Genomic DNA, 22,788 nt, shown 5'->3' with positions numbered 1-22,788 from the left:
GCCGTGTTCACCGCCATGGGGTGCAGATCACGTCAAGGATACGGACCTGATCCTCCGGCGCGAGGTCAGGGTAGAGTGGCAGACACAATACCTGCTCGGAAGCTTCGATGGCACAGGTCAGGCCCCGCGGATCTGCCGAAGGCAGATCGCGATACAGGGGAAGCTGCGAAAGCGGAGGATGGAAATAGCGCCGCGCATGGATTCCAGCCGCCTTTAGCCGCTCATACAGCGCCATACAGGACAGCGCGTATTCCGGCCCTACAAGTATCGGGAAAGCATAGTTGTTCCGACCCGGTCGATCGGGCGGGCAGACGCAGCGGATCCCATCCATATCCTTCAGCCGGTCCCAGTAGCGCTGAACCACCTGCCCACGCCGCGCGATGTCGTGCTCGACATGCGGGAGTTGCGCGAGGCCCACCGCGGCGTGCATCTCGCTCATCTTGGCGTTAAGCCCAATACTCTCGATGTTGTTTTCGTCGACGATCCCGTAATTGCACAGCCGGTCGAGCGCCTGTTTTGTTTCGAGGTCATGGGAGATGATCGCGCCACCCTCAAGCGTGTTGAAGACCTTTGTGGCGTGAAAGCTGACGACCGACAGATCGCCATGGCGCAGCAGGCTGCCACCTTCGTCCTTTGCTGCGAAACAATGCGCCGCGTCATAGATCAGCGCCAGCCCGTGGCGTTTGGCAATATCTGCCAAAGCCTGCGTATCGCAGGGATTGGCATAGCAATGGACCGCGAAAATGGCGCGGGTCCGCGGGGTGATGCGCCGCTCGACATCCTGAGGATCAATGCTCAGCGTTTCCGGGTCGATATCGGCAAAGACCAGATCGGCCCCGACCCAGCTTGCTGCATGCGCCGTCGCTACAAAAGAAAATGCGGGAGTGATCACTTCGCCAGTGACGCCCAGATGCCGCAATGCCAGCATACATCCCAGTGTGGCGTTTGCCGTCACGGTGACGTAAGGCACATCCAGATAGGTCGCCAAGGCAGTCTCAAAGCGCAGGTGAACAGGCCCACGATTGGTCACGAAGCGACTGTTCCAGATCTCATCCAGAAACGGAAGCACCTCCTCGCGCGAGGGTAGCGTCGGGCGAGTCACATATATAATGTCATTGGGCAGCTAAAACCCCATCTTGCAATGCCGTTAAATGGAAACACTAAAGCAGTGTGAATTAAATATGACTTTAGCATTGTGACCTATTTTGGAGAGAGCACAATAGGTTTTTCGTATGGGATGCGGCTTTGGTGATGAGACGGGCCCCGACGGTATTGGTGTGCCAAGGTGGACCCGCAACGATTCACAAAGAAGAGCAGTCATGTCGAAAATTATCACGGTCCAGTATCTGGCGAAGAATGTGGTCCAGATGCACGGCGCCAGCACTCGGCTCCTGCGTTTCGACATGTTCTACTATCCTCGTTCAGGGGCTAGAAAACGATAATTGGGGTTTACATCACTATCGGGTTTTCACGCACTCGTCAGTTGGAAAGCTTGATCTGGATGAAACGCCTCTGTACAGATCAATCGCCTGCAGTATTGGTCATTATGGGTTTCAGGTATGTCATTTTCAGATAGTGCAACAGATTCCAAAATCAGGCTCGGAAGTCTCGTGAATTGGGGCATGTTCTGGCTGATCGTGGCCACGCTTGCCGCCTTGGTCTTTTTTGACGATGGGGTCAGGGCACTTCTCGATGCCTGGCAACTGCCCGAATACAGCCATGGCCCTCTTATTCCCGTCCTGTCCGCGTTGCTGTTTTTGCGGCAATTGAAGACAGTGCCGGAAAATCATGGCTCTGCGGACCGGCGCTGGATCGGTGTTGTTCTCGTCGTGATCGCCCTGTTGTTTGGGCTTCTGGGCAAGCTCGCCACGATTTCCGACATTGTGGCCTATGCGATGATCCTGTGGGTGGGCGGTGTGCTGCTGATCAGCTTCGGCTGGTCCACGGGCAAACATTTCTGGCCGCCGGTCCTGCATCTGGTCTACATGCTGCCGCTGCCGGGGGTTCTTTACTACAAGCTGACCACCTGGCTGCAGTTCGTGTCCTCCGAGTTGGGGGTTTGGTTTCTCAAACTCCTGGCGATTCCGGTTTTCCTCGACGGCAACATTATCGATCTGGGCGTCACCAAACTGCATGTGGCCGAAGCCTGTTCGGGGCTGCGCTACCTGTTTCCGATCCTCAGTTTCTCCTACGTCTTTGCGGTGCTCTACCGGGGACCCACCTGGCACAAGGCGATCCTGCTGATCTCTGCCGCGCCGATCACGGTGCTGATGAATTCCGTCCGGATCGCGGTGGCCGGGTATATCGTGAACACCTGGGGCCTGGAATGGGTGGACGGGTTCAGCCATTTCTTCGAAGGCTGGGTGATTTTCCTGATCTGCATCCTGCTGCTGTTCGGGCTGGCCCGGATCATGCTGCTGTTCAACCGGAAAAGGATGACGCTCGTCGATGCGCTTGACCTCGACACCCACGGGTTGGGCACCCAGGCCATGCGCCTGCGCCTGGTGCAGCCCTCTGCCGCGCTGATTTCGGCGGCGCTGATTTTCCTGGTCGCGGCCGGTGCCTGGCAGGTGCTGCCGTCGCGCGGAGAACAGCTTGCCGCCCGTGACAGTTTCGCAGTATTTCCCCAACAACTGGGAGACTGGCAGCAGCAGGGGCCGCGGCAGTTCCTGTCTCCGGGGGTCGAGCAGGCTTTGGCGGCGGATGATTACCTGCAGATCGATCTGGTGCGTGACGATGCGACCCCCCCGATTGGGCTTTTCATGGCCTGGTACAACGACCAGAGCCAAAATGGCGTGCATTCCCCCGAGATCTGCTTGCCGGGGGCAGGCTGGGAAATCGCTTGGCTGGAACGGACAGACATCACCGCACAAATGAACAGCGCGATGCCATTCAACATCAACCGGGCGATCATCCAGAAGGGTGAGCTGCGCATGATGGTCTATTACTGGTTCGAACAGAAAGGCCGACGCATCGCCTGGGACTTCGCCGCGAAATACTGGCTGATGGTGGACGGCATCCGAACAGGCCGAACCGACGGCGCGTTGGTGCGGCTGACGACCGTCATTTCGTCGGGCGAACCAGATGCCGCAGCAGAGGAGCGTCTGCAGGATGCTCTAGAGGAACTTCAAGGCATCTTGCCTCGGTTTGTCCCGCTCTGAGCCGGGCGCGTGGTTGCAATTTCTGACAGACCACCGCGACGGTGGGGTGTTGGTGCAGAACACTGACTAACGAAATCCACATCCGCGCCGCTCTCATGAATCAGTTCAACGCCGGTCAGATTTGACACTTTTCTCTTACGATCACGTTCTGGAAGTTGGAAGGATACGCCTTGGAGCCTTCGCCCGCCCAGTTAGCTTGTTCAGCAAACGCCGTTTCAGCGACAAGGTGGATAGGTGCTCTTGATCCTGTACGAAGGTTGCCCCGTTGAGGTCCGGATCGCGCCAAAGTGCCAGTGCCACCCCCCATTGTGCCGCTGTCTCTGGCGCGATGCCGTCGGGAATACCCATCTGCGTATTCAGAGCGCCAGGAACCCAGTCAGTGATCACAATGTCGGGGAACCGATCTTTCAGATCTTCAACGATCGCCTGCGTCAGAATACGGCAAGCGCCCTTCGAAACGGAATAGGCTGAGGCAAGAGGGGCAGGCCGACTTCCCGCGAACGTGGCGACGTTGATAATTCGTCCTTGGCCATGTTCCACCATGCGCTCAAGAGCAAGAATTGCGCATGTCACCATGCCGCCGAGATTGATTTCCAGCACCTGTCGAAAGCTCTCCGGCGTTTCCTCAAGAAAATCCCGGTGCGGATAGACAGCCGCATTGTTGACGAGAATGTCTGGTGACCCGAGTTCTGTGTCGATGCGGTTGAACGTGGCGTGCAGTGCGTTCGTATCCGCGACATCTACCTGCAACGCTAGGATCTTACCACTGACAGCCTCTGCGGCGAGTTCGTCGAGATCCTTTTTGTTACGCCCCAGCGCTGCCACATGCAGTCCGCAGGCTGCCAACTGCAGCGCCATTTCCCGGCCCAACCCCCGGCCAGCTCCAGTTACAACAGCGACTTGGGGAGAAGCGTTACTCTGCTGCTGCATGCTGTGTTTTCTCCGTCTCGTTCTGAACGCGGGCGATGATATCGCCGACGCGAAGTGCGTTGGCAGCAATCATGAGGCTTGGATTGACACCCATGGAACTTGGCATAAAGGCGCCGTCAGCAACATAGAGATTGTCGAGATCATGGGTGCGGCAGTCGGGGCGTAAGACCGAATTCTTCGTATCCGTCCCGAAACGCAACGTGCCTAGCGGATGGCCGAAATTGAGTACTGGACGCATCGAAACAAGAAACCTCCAGTGCCCCTTGAACGCCCGATAGATCATGCGCCGGAACCGTTTGCGCCGTTGCATTAACTCGGCGTGGAAACGGTATTCAAAGGTGAGAATCTCGGGGTCTTCTGAATTGAGCACCACACGATTGTCCTTGTAGGGATAATCTTCCATCATTCCAACGAAGACGGCCGCTTTGCCAAAAAGACGGCTGGCCGCAAAGGCCGGAAACCGTATGAGCCCACGCAGCCTGCGAAAACGACGCAGCGGTGACTGATCAAAGATCCGGCCCATGTAATAGACGATGTTACCGTAGCTGGCGTCGAGGCCAATAGACTGGACAAGCCCAAAACGCTCACCCTGCGGGCTGTAGAGATCCCGAAGCGAGATCGACTTTCCGAAAGGTCCCCTCTTGGCCAAATTATCCTTCGGCCATAGTACAAAAATCTCATCGACGTGAAACATCAACCCGCGACCAACCCAACCATTGGAATTGGCACAGCCTTCGGGACACCGACTGTTTGAGGCCAGAAGCAGGCGGGGCGACGCCAGAGATCCGGCACATAAAGCGTAAGTAGAAGCATGTAATTCCGCCACCATGTCATCATGCTTGACACGCAGGCCTGTGACGCGAGTTCCGTCATCTAGGATTTCCTGAACTTCGCAATTATCCAGAAGTGCTGCGCGCCCGGTTTCGAGCGCAGGTATGACCCCGGCGGAGCGGCCATCCATCTTGCATCCCCAAGGACATTTTGATCCGAAACACTTGCGACATGTCTCGGGATGACGCACCGCGAGATGCAATCGGTAAGGATGCAGGCCGAGAGCTTGCATCTCCTGCATGAGAGTTTCATCAGCGGCGGAGGCGGGTAAAGGCGTGTTCAACCCATCCTGAGGTCCCTCCGGCGAGAGTGGGTCGGGCGTGCCGCACAGACGAAGAATCTTTGTCGCCTCATCAAGGTATGGCCGATATTCATCGAAGCTCACGGGCCAGCCACCTGTCGGGTGCGGTATATTAGGGGCGTCGTCGATATCATGGCGTTCGGGCCGTTCCAGCCCTGCTGCATAAAAAACTGAGGACCCGCCAACACCGCTGCCATAAGGCCCGAAGAAGCGCGTCGCCACACCTTCAAGCCGGGATTCAACCGGCTTCGGCCACATCCCTCGGATTTGGCGCGCGTGGGGCGCGTGCGGGGTATGCTGGGGAGAATGACGATCCATATCAAAGCCCGCAGGCCCCTTCTCCACGAAGAGAACACGCAGGCCATGTTCGGTCAGTCTCCGCCCCAGAAGCCCGCCTCCCATGCCGGCACCGATGATGATGACGTCCCAAATGCCGGATTTTGCTTCGGACAGTGAAAGTCGTGGAAGTGGAATGAATTACCCTCCTTCAAATACCGGAGCGTAAAGATCGCGCAAGGCCAAGGCTCCCGCGTTGGTTACGTGGTTGTTGTCGAAATAGATTGGTGTGGCATTGAAGATAGCCGAACACGCTGTCTGAGAACACATGCGGGTCCAGAGATCAATCACACGAACGCCGGGGACGTTGGTCACTCGTGCGAGTGCTGCATCGGCGCCGGCAAAGCGAACCCGGAGGGCCTCGCGGGTCGTGGTACCCAAGCCATTGCGAAGTACGTCCGGGTCAATCTGTCCATAGGCCAGTGCCTGTGCGGCCTTACGAGCTGTGTAGTCAAAGATTTCTGGAGGCTGCTGTTGAACGAAGATTTGCTTGGCCAGTTGCGAGAGCCGCGTGACTGTGAGTGCAAGTGCGTCAGCGAAGAGATCCTTCTGTCGGTCCCTCACGGTGAGCGGACCGGCGGGGTCCGGCTTGAGTTCGATCCGGTTACGATCATCTGCCCCGATGCCGGTCCCCTCGGCGTAATAGCTCCAGCGCCCTACAAGCAGCACCGTCTGGATGGAGGCCGTGGCGGCTAATCCCTGCAGCACAACCTCCACCGAGCTTGCGCAGGCGGCTTCCTCGGAAGGGCTGGAGACGAGTTCATCCTTCAGCACCCCAATGAGCGGCGGACAGCCAGGGCGCCAGATAAGCAACCCGGGTTGATTGGCTTCGAAGGCGGCGCGCTCAATCCCTTCTTTGAAAGCGCGCGCATGGCTGTCGCCCCAGATCAGAACCTTCGGTGGACCGGCAGGACCGATCGGGCAAATTTCGATACCGCCCCAGACGCCAGTCACGGGTTGCGTGCAGCGCGACCAGTCCTGATTGAAATCCCGCGTTGCAGCGATATAGGGGTGAGATTCTGGAGTGAAGCGGCCGGGCAGGCCTTCGGAAAAGGCAAAGGAAAGTGCGCCGCCCGCCAACATCATGGCCGCCGTGACATAGCCTGCGACTAGTTGCCATCCGGGTAACACCCCGCGCCGGAAGGGGGTTTCGACTACCCGCCAGGATATCCAGGATACGACCACTGCCGCCGCCAGCATCAGCAGGATCTGCCAAGCTGCTAGGTCGTGCTCGCCCTGATAGTACCGCAGCAGTGTCACTATCGGCCAGTGCCAAAGATATAGCGAATAAGAGATCAGGCCGAAGAACAGGGCTGGACGGCTACACAGGGCGCGGTTGATTATATTTTTGTCTCGGCCGTTGGCGATGATCAGCGTCGCGCCCAAAACCGGCACAAGGGCGTAGAAGCCGGGGAAATGGTCTCCGGCTTCGAACAGGAACACTGCAACCGCAATGAGTGCGATCCCCACCCAGCTCAGCGCCGGATGAACCTGCCAACTCAGCCCGCGTTGATATCCCGTGATCGCAAGGCAGACCCCAGCTAGAAGTTCCCATGCGCGAAAGGGGAACAGGTAGAAGGCGGCCGGTGGAGAAACTGTCATCATCCATAGGCACGCACTCAGCGACAGTACCCCGAGACCAACCAGAACGGCAGGCAAATGCGCACGCCAGCGCGCCAGCACGATTAGCAGCAACGGCAATACGATATAGAACTGTTCCTCTACCGCCAGAGACCATGTGTGGAGCAGCAACTTCTGATCGCTTGCCTGGTCAAAATACCCTGCACTATCAAAGTAGTGCACATTTGCCAGGTAAACTGTCGCAGCCACCAATTCCTGTCCGAATTCGCGAAAATCGAAGGGTAGAAGAATAAACCATGCGCAGGCCAATGTGATCGCGGCCATAGCCAGATAAGCCGGAGCCAGCCGCCGGACCCGCCGGAGGAAGAATGCCCCAAGGCGCACCCTGCCGGTCCTGTTGAGTTCGGCCCAAAGGATGCCGCCGATGAGAAAACCTGAGATGACGAAAAAGATATCGACGCCGACAAAACCGCCACTCAGACCCGGCATTCCGAAGTGATACAGCACCACGGGCAGCACCGCCACGGCTCGCAGTCCGTCAATTTCAGGGCGGTAAGATCCGTGTGATACATCGCTCACCGAAGTTGGCCTATCCTTAAAAAATCGGTCATGTCTTTGCCAACGCGCTACGGTGCCACATACACGTGCGGTGCTTTAGCAGGTTTAGAACGTAAGACAAATAACTGATCGGTAATTTAGCAAAATAAGAAGCCAGCGCCCAGCACCCTTGCGGCGCGAGCATGGTTTGGGCACAAGGCGACCGTAAGACTGGCAGAAACGGAGCCTCCCGACCATGCCCGATCCTCGTACCTACGTGCTAATCTCTCCCTGCCGGAACGAGGCAGACTACATGCGCCGTACGCTTGACAGCGTCGTGGCCCAGACCGCCCGGCCGACACGCTGGATCATCGTGGATGACGGCTCTACCGATGCGACGCCGCAGATCCTTGCGGAATATGCCGCGCAGCACGACTGGATCACCGTGGTTCCCAAGCCCGACCGCGGCCACCGCGCCGTAGGCCCCGGCGTGATAGAGGCGTTCTACGCGGGCTATGACACGATCACACCTGCGGACTATACCTACCTGTGCAAGCTCGATCTCGATCTCGATCTGCCGCATGGCTATTTCGAGGGGCTGATGGAACGCATGGAGGCTGATCCGCGCATCGCCTCTTGCTCTGGCAAAGCCTATTTCGAGGATGAAGACGGGCAGATGGTGTCGGAAAACATCTCCGACGACATGTCCCTGGGCATGACCAAGTTCTACCGCGTCGCCGCTTTCGAGGCATTGGGGGGCTTCGTGCGCGAAGTGATGTGGGACGGGATCGACTGCCACAAGGCACGTATGCTGGGCTGGAAGGCGGTCAGCTGGGATGTACCCGAGCTGCGCTTCAACCACCTGCGCCCCATGGGATCAAGCCAGACCGGCATATACACCGGACGGCGGCGGCACGGGTTCGGGCAGTATTACATGGGAACGGGGCCGCTGTTCCTGCTGGCTTCGGCGGTCAACAAGATGCGCCAGAAACCCTATGTTCTGGGCGGGCTGGCCATCGTTCAGGGCTACCTTGGCGCCATGCTGCGCGGGGAGGAACGTCACGGCGATGCCGAACTGCGCGCCTTCATCCGGACCTATCAACGGCGCGCCCTGATGGTGGGCAAGACGCGCGCCGTGGCCGAGATCGAAGAGGACCGCGCGCCGCTCTGGACCGCCTGACCCGTCCGGACGGCCCCGTTTGATTCGGCTTGCCACGCCACCGGAAACAAGGTCTTTCTTCTGCATGTTATGGCCAGAACGCTTTCACCGGAGCCAGATTCTGAACCTGTGGTTTCTTGTTGCGATTATCGTACTGTGCTGCGGCGTTGAGGCCACCCTGCAAATCGCAGACTGGCTTGATCTCGGCCCTCGTCTGCGCGCGACGGCCTATGAGAACGGCGGGTTCTGGGCAGGCCTTCTCAGGAATTGGCAGCCCAATTACGCCGCGCAGCCCTATACGATGTTTCTCACCTACGGGTTCCTGCATGGCGGACTGATACATCTGGCCGTCAACATGGTTACGCTGTGGTCTTTGGGCCGCGAAGTCATTGCACGGGTCGGAAACTGGGGCTGCGCGCTTCTCTATTTTGGCGCGATGATCGGAGGCGGCGCCGGGTTTGCGGCGCTGGCCACCGGTCCGGCCCCCATGGTCGGTGCCTCGGGGGCGCTGTTCGGGCTGGCTGGCGGGTTGCTCGCTTGGGCCTATGTGGATCGCTACACGTTGCAGGAAACGCTCTGGCCGGTGTTACGCGCCGCAGCGATGCTGGTTACGCTCAACCTGGTTCTGTGGTGGGCCATGGACGGGCAACTGGCGTGGCAGACCCACCTCGGCGGTTTCTTGATCGGTTGGGTGCTGGCTTTGCTGATTGATCCGCGTGCGCGTACCTCACTCGACCTATTGTAACGTATCGAGGTTGAGGTCGAATAAGCCAATTGACTTGTTATTCAGCCCCGGCAGGCTATCACCCATGCCGGGGCCGCGTCCACCCTAGCCTGATAGGAGGCCAACATAGCTAAACGTAAAAGGGGTCTGATGCCGGAGGGGGCAGAATAGTACGTTAAGGGCTGACCTTTGCCCCTGTACGGTGCAAGGTTCTGTAGATCGTTGGTCTCGAGACCGCGAACAACTCTGCCAGATCGCTGATGGAATAGTCACCGGTGGCATACATGCGCGCGAGTTCTTTCTGTTGTTTTTCAGATAATTTTGGCTGTTTTCCACGGAGTTTTCCTTTAGCGCGGGCGTTGGCCATGCCTTCCCGGGTGCGCATGCGGATGAGGTCGGACTCGAACTCGGCGAATGTGGCCAGGATGTTGAAGAACATCTTTCCCATCGGATCTGTGGGGTCGTGGACGGTGGCCCCGAGCGCCAACTTCACGCCCTTCCCCTGGAGCTGATCTGCGATGGCGCGGGCGTCGTGGACGGATCGTGCCAAGCGGTCGAGCTTTGGTACAACCAATGTGTCACCGTCCCGCACGGCAGCAAGAGCCTGATCGAGGCCGGGACGTGCACGGTTGGTGCCGGTGAGGCCGTGGTCTGTGTAAATGCGATCCTCCATAACACCCAATTCCAAAAGAGCCTGCCGTTGGGCTGACAGGTCCTGTTTGTCTGTGGAGCAGCGGGCATATCCGATGAGGGTAGTTTTCATCGGATGATGTGTACGTATAAGGCTCCCCTTTTGCAAATCTTTCCGTACCATTTATATGAGACGGGTTTGAGGCCTGATTTACGAAGCAGGGATCCGTTTCCAAAACCGTCCGCTGATCGATCCTCTTACGGACGGACAGTCGTCTCCCTGATCTTGGAAGGAACCACATGCCCCGCCGGATAATGCTGACTGACCGCCAGCGGGCGGCGCTGCTTGATCTGCCGACCGACGAAGCAGACATGCTGCGCCACTACACCTTGGCGGACGATGATCTGGAAATCATCCACGCCCGTCGCCGCCCCCGTAATCGTTTCGGCTTCGCCCTCCAGCTTTGCGTGTTGCGATACCCCGGTCGATTGCTGGCACCCGGTGAGGTCATCCCTGCGGCAGTAACGCGCTTTTTGGCTGCACAACTTGGGCTGCGATCCGATGATCTGGTGGACTATGCGACACGGGACGAAACACGCCGTGAACACCTGGCAGCCTTGCGTGACTTTTACGGCTACAAGATGTTCACAGGCAGAGGGTCGCGCGTTCTGAAAGCGTGGTTGGAGAGCCAAGCCGAAACTGCTCGGTCGAACGAGGACTTGGCGCGGCGCTTTGTGGAGCAGTGCCAGGCGACCCAGACCATTCTGCCCGGGATCACGGTTATCGAACGTCTTTGCGCAGATGCACTTGTTGCTGCTGAGCGACGGATCGACGCTCGGGTTGCCGACCAGCTTGATGATGATATGCGCAGCCAGCTTGATGCCCTGCTGACCGAAAGTGCGGCGGGCTCCGTCACCCGATTTGTCTGGCTGCGCCAATTTGAGGTGGGCCAGAACTCAGCCGACATGAACCGCCTGCTCAACCGGCTGGAATTCTTGCGAGGCATAGCGTTGGACGAATCCATCCTGTCCCATGTGCCACCCCACCGCATTGCCCGCCTCCGACCACAAGGGGAACGGTATTTCGCCGGTGATCTGCGGGACATTTCGGGTGACCGCCGCCTTGCCATCCTCGCGGTCTGCACTTTGGAATGGCGTAGCGCCATTGCCGATGCGGTGGTCGAGACCCATGACCGTATTGTCGGAAAAACATGGCGCGAGGCGAAACGCGCATGCGATGCCCGGGTGGATGACGCGAAGGCTGCGTTGAAGGACACATTGCAGGCATTCTCAAATCTCGGATCAGCGCTGCTGGAAGCGCATGAAGATCAGGCGCCTCTGAGCGACGCCGTTCAAAACGCTGGCGGCTGGTCATCCCTTAAGGGGCTTGTCGCTACTGCTGCCCAACTCACCAATACGTTGACCGCCGATCCGCTGGCACATGTTGTGCACGGGTATCACCGCTTTCGGCGCTATGCGCCGCTCATGCTGCGGGCGCTCGATATTCACGGCGCACCGGTGGCTGAGCCGTTGCTGGCCGCGGCCAGTATCGTTGCGGGCACGGAAACGACGGCCATCCGGCCACTGACCTTTCTGCGGCGCTCCTCAAAATGGCATCGGCACCTGAAGGACGACGACGGGAACCGGCTGTGGGAGGTGGCAGTCCTGTGCCACCTGCGCGATGCATTCCGATCTGGTGACATCTGGCTCGCACATTCCCGCCGGTATGGCGATCTCAAGGACGCGTTGGTCCCTACCGAAGTCGCCCGCGCCACGCCAAAACTGGCCATGCCCTTCGAACCAGAAGCCTGGCTGGCCGATCGGAAATCTCGCTTGGCCGATGGCCTACAGCGACTGGCCCGCGCGGCCAGGGCCGGTGCTATTCCGGGAGCTTCGAGGAGAGTACCGTAAAGTGTGGGGCAGTTGAATTTTGGGATTGATGCTGGCAAGGATTTTGGATGTCATCCGCTTCTCCAATCTATCAGCTAAAGGTACGCCTTCTTGGGTTGAGCCCGATGATCTGGCGGCGTGTTTTGGTATCGGATTCGACGACACTGCGTGAACTGCACGGCATTCTTCAGGTTGCGATGGGCTGGGAGGGCATTCATCTGTTCCTCTTCGAGGTTCACGCGGTACAATACGGCTCGTTGGAGTTGCATGCTGGAAACCCGGATGTATCCTTGCAGCAGTTTGGGTTCCGCGAGAACGAACGATTTTCCTACGTTTACGATATGGGGAATAACTGGGAACACGAAATTCGTGTTGAAGCGATTAATCCGCCACCAAAGAAAACCTATCCGGCCTGCATAGGCGGTTCCGGAGCCTGCCCGCCTGAAGATTGCGGTGGTGTATATGGGTATCTTGAACGGCGGGATGAGGCTGACGGCTATGATGCCTGGAATGACATGGGCGTCATGGTTGGTTTCCTTGAAGATGTTGTAGCAGCGAACGCCCCCAATCGGCCGGTATCTGATTTCATGTCTGACGAGGTGGAAGCTGCGATGGAACGGATGGTTGCTCGCAAGCCGTTCGTCGACGGGAAATTCTCACGGGGTGCTGTGAACAAGCGGTTTCGATCCGGAGATCATCGCGACCTGATGCGCCAGCAGATGTGGTAAGGGCCGTCCGAAATGGTTCGGTTCCGGACAGGGCGTAATGATCTGTCCATAAATTATCTTGAACCTGTATCGAACAGGCGTATTATTTTGGACAACATTTCCGGACAGAATTGCAATGCTGTGACCAGAACATTCGCCTACGCCAGAGTATCGACCGTCGAACAGGACCCCGAAAACCAGATCCGGGAGATCGCTGCCGCAGGATTTGCGGTGGAGCCACACCGGATCATTACCGAAACGGTTTCCGGCTCACAGGCCATCGCACAGCGGAAGGGATTTGCGCGTCTTCTGGACAAGATGGAGCGTGGCGATGTTCTTGTCGTGACTAAGCTGGACCGGCTGGGGCGCGATGCGATCGATGTCAGTACGACCGTGGCCAAGCTGGAAGTCTTGGGCATCCGTGTGCATTGCCTCGCCTTGGGCGGCGTGGATCTGACCAGTTCTGCGGGCAAGCTGACGATGGGTGTGATCAACGCAGTTGCCCAGTTCGAGCGAGACCTTCTGATCGAACGCACGCAATCGGGGCTGGCGCGTGCGAAAGCGCAAGGCAAAACACTGGGGCGCCCATCAACCCTTTCGGCTGATCAGCAGGCGTTGGTCCGCGAAAAGATTGCCAATGGCGCGACAGTTTCCTCCATCGCACGCGAAATGGGCACCAGTCGGCAGACAATCATGCGGGCGAGAGATTCAGAACCAATATAATCAAGCAGGCAGACCCCGAAGATGGATATCGAAATCAGCGTCACAATAACTGCGCCAGATGGCACCGCTCACACGGATAGGATCGCCGCATTCTCCAAGGGCATTGAGGCTGCTGGTGACATCGGCCTGTCCATAGAGGAAGGCAAAGCCGTTCTTTTGGGCATCCAGCGGAAAGTTGTTGCCGCGCAATGCGAAGCGTTTTGTATCCAACGTGCCCGCTGTACGTGCTGTGATCGAAAGCTTCGTGGCAAAGGGCGCCGGCAAATTCGATACCGGACGGTCTTCGGTGACATCGCCGTTGAAAGTCCGCGCTTCTATTCCTGCCAGTGCCACAATGGTCCAGCCAAAACTTTCAGTCCTCTGAACGAACTTTTGCCCGACCATATCGCCCCGGAGTTGCTCTGGCTTGAGACGAAATGGGCTTCGCTTGTATCTTTCGGGGTCACGACTAACCTGCTGAAAGATGTCCTGCCGATTGATATGAGGCTAAATCCAGACACCATCCGCAGACATCTGGGGCGTGTGGCCACGCGGATGGAGGCCGAACTTTCTGATGAGCGTTACAGTTTCATTGAAACCAGTCCCCACCAGCGCGCCCAGCTTCCCAACCCTGAGGGCCAAATCACCGTCGGTATCGACGGTGGCTATGTTCGGTCTCGCGACGCGGGTCAGTCGCATTTCGAGGTCACCGTCGGCAAATCCATCCCCACAGATCGCCCGAGCCGCTATCTTGGGCTTGTCCAAAGTCATGATGACAAGCCCAAGCGGCGACTGCATGAAGTTTTGAAGGATCAGGGTTGGCAGGAAAACCATCCAGTGACATTCATGACTGACGGTGGAGACACCGTCATCCACATGGCGCGACACATGGCACCTTCCTCTGAGCATATCCTGGATTGGTTCCACATCACCATGCGCATCACCGTCATGCAGCAATACGTCAAAGGGCTTGCGCATCACAATCCCGCAGAGGCCGAAGCCATTGCCCGCCTGCTGCGCCAGATCAAAGGGTTCCTTTGGAATGGCAACCTTCACAATGGTCAGGCAGCGATCGAAGACCTTGTCATCGATCTGGAAGTTGTCGAGACGGACTATGCCAGCATCAAGGCACTTCGGAAGGCGGCGTCCGAGTTCGAGACCTACATCGCCAACAACGCCTTGATGATCCCGAACTATGCGGAAAGACGACGGTACGGTGAACGCGTTTCAACCGGCTTTGTCGAAAGCACCGTCAACACCGTTGTTGGAAAGCGCTTCGGCAAGCGGCAGCAAATGCGCTGGTCAAAACGAGGCGCGCACCTCATGCTGCAAACCCGAACCAGAGCCCTCGATGGCACCCTGCGCGCCAAGTTCGAGCAATGGCATCCGGCGTTGAAGCCTTCGTCCGAAACCGAAATGGCTGCATGATTGCCCCACACTTTACGGTACTCTCCTTCGATAGAAGACGGCACCCTTAAAATAGATCGGCTGACTGCCGCTGTCCCCGAAGAGGCGGATGCTATGGTGCTCGACCTTTACAACCGCCTGCCGGAAATCAGGATCACCGACCTCCTGCTCGAAGTGGATAACGAGATCGGCTTTACCGAGGCCTTCACCCATCTGCGCACGGGTGTTCCGTGCAAGGACAGGGTCGACATGCTGAATGTGCTGCTGGCTGAAGGGCTGAACCTTGGCCTCAGCAAAAAATGGCCGGGGCCACCAACACCCATGATTATTTCCAGCTCTCTCGCCTATCGCGATGGCATGTCGAAAGTGAGGCGATGGCACGCGCCCTGGCCATGGTGATCGAGGGACAATCTGCCTTGCCGATGGCCCAGTTCTGGGGCGGAGGTGTGACCGCATCCAGTGACGGGCAGTTCTTCCTCACCACGCGCCAAGGCGAGGCGATGAATCTGATCAACGCCAAGTATGGCCATGAACCCGGACTGAAAGCCTACACCCATGTCTCCGACCAGTTCGGTCCCTTCGCCACCCAGACCATCCCGGCCACGGTGAACGAAGCGCCCTACATTCTCGATGGCCTGTTGATGACCGAAGCTGGGCGAAGGGTCAAAGAGCAGTATGCCGATACAGGCGGCTTCACCGACCACGTCTTCGCAGTCACCGCCCTTCTGGGCTTCCAGTTCATTCCCCGCATCCGGGATCTGCCATCCAGGCGCCTCTACCTCTTTGATCCGGCATCCAGCCCGAAAGAGCTGAAAGGCTTGATCGGCGGCAAGGTCAAGGAACCCGTCATCAGCTCGAACTGGCCCGACATTCTGCGCAGCGTGGCCACCATGGTGGCCGGCGCAATGCCGCCAAGCCAACTCTTGCGAAAATTCGCGGCATATCCCCGGCAGCACGAACTTGCGGTGGCATTACGGGAAATTGGACGGGTCGAACGGACGCTGTTCATCATCGACTGGTTGCTTGATGCCGACATGCAACGTCGCGCCCAGATCGGCCTGAACAAAGGAGAGGCGCATCACGCCCTCAAGAATGCCCTGCGCATCGGACGCCAAGGCGAAATTCGTGACCGAACAACCGAGGGGCAGCACTTCCATATGGCCGGGCTTAACTTGCTGGCCGCCATCATCATTTACTGGAACACCAAGCACATCGGTCAGGCTGTCGCCGAGCGCCGTTGCGCCACCTTGGATTGCTCACCCAACCTTCTGGCACACATCTCTCCACTCGGTTGGGCCCATATCCTCCTCACCGGCGAATACAGGTGGCCAAAAAGATGAACAAAGCTCCTTAGCGTACAATTCTGCCCCCTCCGGCATCAGACCCCTTTTTTGTCTGTCGTTCTTGTTCCATGAGTGGACTCTAACGCATTGATAACATTGCGCTCATGTTCTTGTTAAATTCTTGGACTTTCGGTTCATCGGTGGATTCAAGAACTTGGCCGGTCGAGCGGGCTTAGATGATGGCTTCGAGTTGTCGATGCTGCATGCATGCGGAAGGTTTTGTTCGTAATCGCTTTTTTCTCTTGCTGTGACCGAGTCCAGAGATTGAGCAAGAGCCCAGTCCACTGATGGAATGGAAACTTCGAGCGAGAGAAGGCTGATTTTGGTTGAGTCCGCCCATGAACCTAAAGCGACAGAAGTTGTCCTGCAGTTCCTTCAATTATGTCCGATAAGGCAAACTTATCGGACATTACAGGGAACGGAATGGTGGGGCGGTTATTGGGGCGATAATCTGGATAAAAGCGCCGTTGTGAAAGAGTGCCGTGGCAAGAGGTGGGTGCCCGCAACCTTCTGAGACAGCCTTGAGACACTACCTCAAATGCCGTCCTGGGTCACCACTGCCCGGACGGAAACCTCTGAAGATGTGGCGTTTTTGTCGGGCGCGGCGCTGGCGCAACTGCATGTTGTGTTGGGCAGAGGTGAAGTGCACCACGCCTTGTTGGGCGCGCGGTTGGCGCTGCGCGCATGTTGCGGCGCGAAACATGACCGAAGCCTTTGCAGGACTCTTGCGCAGGATCGCTTTGTCAGGGCAGAGATTATCCGGCACGCTCGCTGACCAGGAGTTGTAGCGCTCCATTGTTATTGAGAACGCGAACTCTCACAATTATGCCAAATCCTTGATTGTTGAAAACAGCGTCTCGCAAATACTCATGTCCCGATTCCAGACGACAACTCGACGGGATCAGCGACCTCATTGCCGGGTCACCAAATATCGGGTCGAAGTCATCAACCCTGTCGCGTTTGCCGAAACGGTGATAATTGGCCCGATCCTGTTGAATCACGGCACACAGATCACCCAAAGGTCGGCCACTGGAGTTAACCCTGTCCAGAGGGCCAAGCCTGGCGTCGTAAACCGCGATGATATGCTGTGCTGCGGCCGGGACGGCAAGGGCCACGACGACGGCACAACCAAACAAAGTCGCTCTCATAGCCATGCCTTCTCAATATGGTTTGCCACTTTTCTAGTGAAAAGCTTCCATCCTCAACGTCCTGTAGTTTCACGCACCAGTCAAGTTTTCTGGATGGCCGGGCGATGAAGCGGGCTGACATAGCGCTAAGCCCGCCTCGTACGGCTCATTTTACATATCAACAATAATGCTGTCGCTGACAGTTCATCCCTAGCGTGACCGGCGGTTTCAGATAACCGGCATCCGGTAGGGGCGTCGCTGGTTGCCTTGATCGAAAGCAACAAATCTTGTAACGTCGAAATGGTATTTTCTATTTCATTGACTGGGGATTTATCGTGCCCGTTCCAAGAATTACACTTGCGTTCTTGTGTATTGCTGTCGCTTCAATCATCGGCATGGCCGCTCATTCCCAACCCACAGAAGTTCAATCCCGCGAGCATGCGCGCCAGGCTCTGAAACTGCTGTTGGAAGAGGGTGATCGTCTCGCAGCACTTCAGGAAGCCTTGCGCGGCTTGCCCGGCACGCCCAAGAACACCGATCTCGAAGCTTATCCAGAAGCCTGGTCGGCGTTGTGGCGGGCGTTTGCGTCCCGGAGCATCAGATTGACAGGCGCCACGCCCACCTTCGGTGCGCTCAGCCCGGACGGCATCCGCGCGGTGGTTTCCCCGGAGGTGTCTGATCCGATCACGCCCAATACGCGCCAGTCAGCGACAATCATTAACCCGCTGACCAGCAGCGTGGTCGGTGTTCCGATCCTGTCGCAAAACCCAATGCCCGGCGGCCTTATCGGGGCGGCTGGGCTTTCGGTTTCGCCAGACGGACGACTGGTCGCGATCTCGTTCGTCGGCGACAAGACCACTCATATAGTCAGGCTCGCAGACGGGGTGATCCTGACCAGCTTCCCGGCGATCAGTTCCCGGGGTGCGTTTTCACCTGACAGTCACGCCATCGCTTTCAACGCCGTACCGCCCGGATCGCTGTCAAATGCGCCGCATCTCCTGGAAGTTCGAGATACGCAAAGCGGTGCCGTGGTTTTTGAAACGTCATTGCCACCCCACTCGTCGTTGGCCTGGATTTCGGGATCGGAGTTCGTTGTCGCCTCCCCCTCCGGCGACATATCGTTCAATGCCCGCGCCAGCCTCATGGTGATCAATACGTCCGGTGAAGAATATCCGATCGCCAATGATCAGGAAATTACGATGGGCAGGGTGATCGCTTCACCCACCATGTCGGCATTCTTGATCCAATCCGAGCAACGGACGGACCTGTTTGAAATCACCGGCACGCGGCGGGCAACTTTGCCGCCAGCCTCGGGCGGAGCCACTTTTGTCCGGAATGGAACAGTCGTTGCCATTCCGCGCTGGCCGGAGTCAGAGCGGATTTCCGATATGCAGGTCGAGACCTACGCGCTCGATGGAACCCGACTGGACACACAACCTTCCGATCATGCGGTATTCGAACAATTCCTGTACGGACCAACCGGTCAGATTCTCGGTACCCTCAGCCATATGATGCAAGGCTCACCCTATGAAGGGATCAGCAGCCCCTCCGGTCTTGATCTGCATGAGGCCGCGGTCGCACTGGTTGGCAAACCGACAGTCCAGGGGGACCCTGAGGTTGATGCCACCCTTCAGATATCCGAGGATTTTGCCCGCAAGGCAGAGAGATTGTTGCAATCCGGCGACCGTCAGGGAGCCATGGCCGCCGCGCTGAAAGGTCTGCCTGCCGACCCTGCGGAGGACGATTTCGTGCGCTATCAGGCCGCACATCTCCTGCTCTACCGGGCGGTTGCATCTCGGACACTTCGCCTGCCATTGGACAGGGCGAAAGGGACGGTTGTTGCACCGACCGGCGAGGTTCTGGCGATTAGCGGCGAAGCGCCGGCGCTCTATTCAACCTCGGATGGCAGATTGATATCACAGCTCCTGCGCGACGACGCAAGCACCTACGTCTCGGCAACCCATCCCCACTTCTCACCGTCAGGCGACCTTCTGGCGCTGGCAGAAAACCAGCAGCCCGTTCTGCACATCCATGACGGCCGGACAGGCGCGATCGTGACCACGATCACATTCTCGGGTGTTGGCACAGGCTCCTCCGCCTATTCTACTACGCTTGACCCGGTCGGCTTTTCTCATGACGCAGACGCCTTTGCCGTCCTGTCCCGCAACGCTCTTTTCATTGTGTCGACGCAGGATTGGAGTGTTGCTGAGTTCGACTTCCCAGGGCGGACAAAACCGTATGCCTCCTGGCTGCCGGACGGGCGCTTGGTGATGATTGAGCCCATCCACTCCCCGGGCGGCGGGCCGGTGGCCCAATTGTATATTCACGATGGCAGGACTGTCACACCGATCCACGAAATACTGTCCGATCCCGACGGCTTGCGCAGTACGCCCGTCTCCATGCACGCATCACGGCAAGGCTCCGCACTCATTGCCGAAGATGGAGACTCCAGCGATGACCGGACAGTGATATTTGATGGTGACGGGCAGGTGCGGGCTGTTGCGACGGGGCATGACGGGTATGTGCATTTCGTCCGCGACGGAACTGCGATTGCCTATCGGGACCTCCGCGGCGATATCGGCAAGAGCCTGGCCATCCATTCTCTCACAGGAGAAAACCTTACACCGCAACTTGAGGATTATCCCGTGTTCGATCAGTTCGTTTTCAACGAGAGCGGAGAAATCAAGATAGGCGGTGCCATGACCCCTGGCGCACCGCTGTTCCGTGGCGAAGGCACACCCAAAGGGCGTGCGCTGTTCGATCTGGCGGTTTCACTTCTTCCTGAAGATGTCTTGACAGAGGTCAAAGCACGGAGGATTGAACTCGAATGACGAGGCTTCCATTGTGGACCGGGGCAAGGAGGCCGCCTGTGGCCGCCAAAGCCATCGACAGCTGATCTGCTGAACCCCTGTCGCTTGTATCAAGCAGCCTCGACCATCCCTGGCAGTGTCTTCGACTTCTACATTGGCAATCGTCTCAGCTATACGTAACTGTTCCGGTAGCAGGAAATCACGAGACTGCCATGACCGTTGAAGATCATCCTTTTGCCTGGGCGGACCGCATCGACCCGAACAACCTGAGCTCTGGGGCCCGGATGGAGGGATACTACAACCACAACTACCGGGTCGAGGAGGGCGGGACCGTCTATCTCTACCGCAAACCGATCCCGAACAGCGCGGTGATGGACCTGCGTTGCATTTCGGAAGTCCCGGTGCTGCGCTTTCTCGAAAGCGTCGGTTTCGACGCCCCCCGGTTGCTGTATCAATCGGACGCGGAAGGCTTCTTCCTCCACGACTGGATCGATGGCGTGTCGCTCAACGATGTCTATCCGGACCAGGAACAAATGTCCGATTGGATACCTCGTGAGATCGCCCGGCAAATGGCGGCGCTGCATCGCTTTGACCCGGAGCCTTTCGCCGCTGCTTGCGCCGATCTTGGTGCTTCCCCCGATTGCGGGGCCTTCTTTCGAGCACACTATGAATTTGACTGTTCGGTACATGCCCGTCTGTTCCCTGAGATGGCGGACATATATCGAAGCCTGGGTATCCCGGATGCACCTTTTGCTGGCCTCGACGAACTTGCCGTCGCGATCGGCACCCGACCGTTCTGCCTCTGCCACAGCGATATTCACCGCAAGAACGTTCTGATCCGACCACGCGATAAGACCCTCACCCTGCTCGACTGGGAGTTGGTGCTTGTGGGCGATCCGGTCTACGATATCGCCGTGCATTTCCACAAGACACGCTTCACCCCGGATCAGGAGGCGCAATTCATCAAAGCCTACGCCGAGCGAAGCCCGTTGACCCTGACGCCTGGTGACATCAGGAAAGAGGTGGATGTCTACCTACAGCTCGAGCGCGTGAAATCCGCCATCATCGACGCCTGCCGAGTCAGGGGCGACCTTCGTTCTGGAAAGTTCGTGGGCGAAGCTGCCGAACGCGAAGCCGCCCGCTATGCCCGCAAACTCGACAAAGCCCGCACTGTGTGGTGTCGAGATCAGGCATTGGAACCTAGCGATCCGAGATGGATATTCCAAATGCTGGTTCAGCAATTGTGACCTGTAAGGTGTTGCATGTCACAGAGAACTGACCCGGTGGGGGTGCGGACGAAAAGTTGGACTATTTTGGAGATAGTCCATGTACAGCTACGAAGAGCGACTGCGCGCGGTTAAGCTTTATATCAAGCTCGGCAAGCGCGTGCAGGCCACCATCCGTGAATTGGGGTATCCAACGAAGAACGCCCTGAAAGGGTGGCATCGTGAATACGAACGTCTGCAGGACTTGCCGATACGATCGGCGCCGCGCACGCCTAAGTTTTCGGCGGCACAGAAGCAGGTGGCGTTAGAGCATTATGCAACCCATGGCCGCTGCATCTCATGGACGCTGCGCGCTTTGGGCTATCCTGGCCGAGCCACCCTGACGGCTTGGGTGCGCGAGGCCTTTCCTGACACGATGACGATCTCCAATGCGACATATGGCCCAGGAAATCACTCTGACGCCGTGAAGCAGGCTGCCGTGGTCGGGCTATATAGTCGTCAAGAAAGTGCCCAGGCCTTGGCCAAAAAGTTCGGAGTTAGTCGGCCGACGCTCTATGCTTGGAAAACTCAGATCCTTGGCCCGGAGGCTCCTGCCATGATGAAACGCAAGAAGAGCGCCCTTCACCCAGAGCTTGAAGAGTTGGAGCGTCAGCGTGAAGCCCTGCAGCGCGACATCCGCGAACTACAGATTGAGCATGATCTGCTCAAGACTGCGAGTGAAATGATAAAAAAGGAACTTGGCGGCGATCTGCGGAACCTGAGCAATCGGGAAAAGGCCATGCTCATCGTCGCCCTAAAAAATCGGTATAAGACACCAGCGCTGTTGGCTCGGCTGGGTCTCGCGCGCAGCTCTTACTTTTACCACCGCGCTCGCATGAATCTGGAAGATAAGTATCTTCCCATTCGACAGGCCATGAAGGAGGCTTTCGAAAGCAACCATCGCTGCTACGGCTACCGTCGCCTCAAAGCATATATGACGCGGAAATCCATCTCGATCTCCGAAAAAGTGGTGCAGCGCCTGATGAAACAGGAAGCTCTGATCGTCCCAAAGCCGAAGCGGCGGCGTTACAGCTCATATCTGGGAGAGATTAGCCCTGCACCTGAGAATATCATCAACCGAGAATTCCAGCCGGCAGCGCCAAATGAGAAATGGCTAACCGATATCACCGAGTTCCACATCCGAGCAGGTAAAGTCTATCTTTCCCCGATCATTGATTGCTTCGACGGCCTCGTCATAAGTTGGACCTAGGCTCAGGACTCGTTGTCGGTTCATAGCCAGAACATGACGGTTGCTGCGAGGGCGATGGCTGACAGGAAGACCTTCGGGCATCTGTCGTATCGCGTCGCGACACGTCGCCAATCTTTCAGGCGACCGAACATGATCTC

Annotated in this window: 15 protein-coding genes and 4 pseudogenes; 12 read left to right on the top strand and 7 right to left on the bottom strand. The window is 57.7% G+C overall.

What is annotated here, in order from left to right; translation table 11 throughout:
* Positions 1-7 precede the first annotated feature (7 nt).
* Positions 8-1,102 (bottom strand): DegT/DnrJ/EryC1/StrS family aminotransferase, encoded by a 1,095-nt coding sequence (locus B8991_RS17065; protein ID WP_218673244.1) that lies wholly within the window; start codon positions 1,100-1,102, stop codon positions 8-10.
* A 520-nt stretch (positions 1,103-1,622) separates the two neighbouring features.
* On the opposite strand from B8991_RS17065, the gene xrtD reads away from it, so the two are divergent.
* Entirely contained in the window at positions 1,623-3,161 is a 1,539-nt protein-coding gene (xrtD, locus tag B8991_RS17060) for a VPLPA-CTERM-specific exosortase XrtD (protein WP_235866673.1), read from the top strand.
* A gap of 141 nt (positions 3,162-3,302) precedes the next feature.
* Here the strand turns inward: xrtD and B8991_RS17055 are convergent, their stop codons facing one another.
* The 3 genes from B8991_RS17055 to B8991_RS17045 form a co-directional block, all read right to left on the bottom strand.
* Positions 3,303-4,091: an SDR family NAD(P)-dependent oxidoreductase gene (locus tag B8991_RS17055; protein WP_084354148.1), complete on the bottom strand. Its 789-nt coding sequence runs from the start codon at positions 4,089-4,091 to the stop codon at positions 3,303-3,305.
* Positions 4,075-5,625, bottom strand: coding sequence for a GMC oxidoreductase (locus tag B8991_RS17050; RefSeq protein ID WP_235866672.1), 1,551 nt, complete (start codon positions 5,623-5,625; stop codon positions 4,075-4,077). Before B8991_RS17050 ends, B8991_RS17055 begins: the two co-directional genes overlap by 17 nt.
* Positions 5,626-5,700: 75 nt before the next feature.
* Complete coding sequence (locus B8991_RS17045) at positions 5,701-7,719, bottom strand: acyltransferase family protein (protein ID WP_084354146.1); 2,019 nt, start codon at positions 7,717-7,719, stop codon at positions 5,701-5,703.
* Between the two features lie 214 nt (positions 7,720-7,933).
* Between B8991_RS17045 and B8991_RS17040 the strand changes: the two genes are divergently transcribed.
* Together B8991_RS17040 and B8991_RS17035 are read left to right on the top strand one after the other, a co-directional pair.
* Complete coding sequence (locus B8991_RS17040) at positions 7,934-8,857, top strand: glycosyltransferase family 2 protein (RefSeq protein ID WP_084354145.1); 924 nt, start codon at positions 7,934-7,936, stop codon at positions 8,855-8,857.
* 64 nt (positions 8,858-8,921) lie between these two features.
* Positions 8,922-9,581 carry a rhomboid family intramembrane serine protease gene (locus B8991_RS17035; RefSeq protein WP_084354144.1) on the top strand — a complete coding sequence of 220 codons (660 nt, stop codon included), beginning with the start codon at positions 8,922-8,924 and terminating at the stop codon, positions 9,579-9,581.
* Between the two features lie 154 nt (positions 9,582-9,735).
* On the opposite strand, the gene B8991_RS17030 is transcribed toward B8991_RS17035, so the two are convergent.
* Complete coding sequence (locus B8991_RS17030) at positions 9,736-10,323, bottom strand: recombinase family protein (protein WP_084354143.1); 588 nt, start codon at positions 10,321-10,323, stop codon at positions 9,736-9,738.
* A gap of 167 nt (positions 10,324-10,490) precedes the next feature.
* Between B8991_RS17030 and B8991_RS17025 the strand changes: the two are divergent.
* The 6 genes and pseudogenes from B8991_RS17025 to B8991_RS22345 form a co-directional block, all read left to right on the top strand.
* Positions 10,491-12,086, top strand: a pseudogene (locus B8991_RS17025) (DUF4158 domain-containing protein); the annotation flags it as partial.
* Positions 12,087-12,148: 62 nt separating this feature from the next.
* Entirely contained in the window at positions 12,149-12,808 is a 660-nt protein-coding gene (locus B8991_RS17020; protein WP_037239049.1) for a plasmid pRiA4b ORF-3 family protein, read from the top strand.
* Between the two features lie 120 nt (positions 12,809-12,928).
* Complete coding sequence (locus B8991_RS17015) at positions 12,929-13,510, top strand: recombinase family protein (RefSeq protein ID WP_037239051.1); 582 nt, start codon at positions 12,929-12,931, stop codon at positions 13,508-13,510.
* A gap of 21 nt (positions 13,511-13,531) precedes the next feature.
* Positions 13,532-14,917, top strand: a complete 1,386-nt coding sequence (locus B8991_RS17010; RefSeq protein WP_037239053.1) for an ISKra4 family transposase — start codon at positions 13,532-13,534, stop codon at positions 14,915-14,917.
* 27 nt (positions 14,918-14,944) lie between these two features.
* Positions 14,945-16,236: pseudogene (locus tag B8991_RS17005) on the top strand (Tn3 family transposase); the annotation flags it as partial.
* A 541-nt stretch (positions 16,237-16,777) separates the two neighbouring features.
* On the top strand, positions 16,778-17,014 hold the full coding sequence (locus B8991_RS22345) for a DUF1403 family protein (RefSeq protein ID WP_084354142.1): 237 nt from the start codon (positions 16,778-16,780) through the stop codon (positions 17,012-17,014).
* Here B8991_RS22345 and B8991_RS16995 read toward each other — a convergent pair.
* Positions 16,995-17,387, bottom strand: coding sequence for a hypothetical protein (locus tag B8991_RS16995; RefSeq protein ID WP_143514652.1), 393 nt, complete (start codon positions 17,385-17,387; stop codon positions 16,995-16,997). The genes B8991_RS22345 and B8991_RS16995 overlap by 20 nt on opposite strands.
* Before the next feature lie 374 nt (positions 17,388-17,761).
* Between B8991_RS16995 and B8991_RS16990 the strand changes: the two genes are divergently transcribed.
* From B8991_RS16990 to B8991_RS16980, 3 genes and pseudogenes are all read left to right on the top strand, one after another.
* A complete protein-coding gene (locus tag B8991_RS16990; protein ID WP_143514651.1) occupies positions 17,762-20,197 on the top strand; it encodes a WD40 repeat domain-containing protein in 2,436 nt (811 codons plus the stop codon).
* Positions 20,198-20,388: 191 nt separating this feature from the next.
* Positions 20,389-21,423 carry a phosphotransferase family protein gene (locus B8991_RS16985; protein ID WP_084354139.1) on the top strand — a complete coding sequence of 345 codons (1,035 nt, stop codon included), beginning with the start codon at positions 20,389-20,391 and terminating at the stop codon, positions 21,421-21,423.
* Between the two features lie 79 nt (positions 21,424-21,502).
* Positions 21,503-22,648, top strand: a pseudogene (locus B8991_RS16980) (IS3 family transposase); the annotation flags it as partial.
* Positions 22,649-22,671: 23 nt separating this feature from the next.
* Here B8991_RS16980 and B8991_RS21215 read toward each other — a convergent pair.
* Positions 22,672-22,788: pseudogene (locus tag B8991_RS21215) on the bottom strand (IS5/IS1182 family transposase); the annotation flags it as partial.

Origin of the sequence: Primorskyibacter flagellatus (assembly GCF_900176485.1) — a bacterium.
Taxonomy (GTDB): Bacteria; Pseudomonadota; Alphaproteobacteria; order Rhodobacterales; family Rhodobacteraceae; genus Primorskyibacter; species Primorskyibacter flagellatus.
This window is presented reverse-complemented; position numbering and strand designations above follow the sequence as displayed.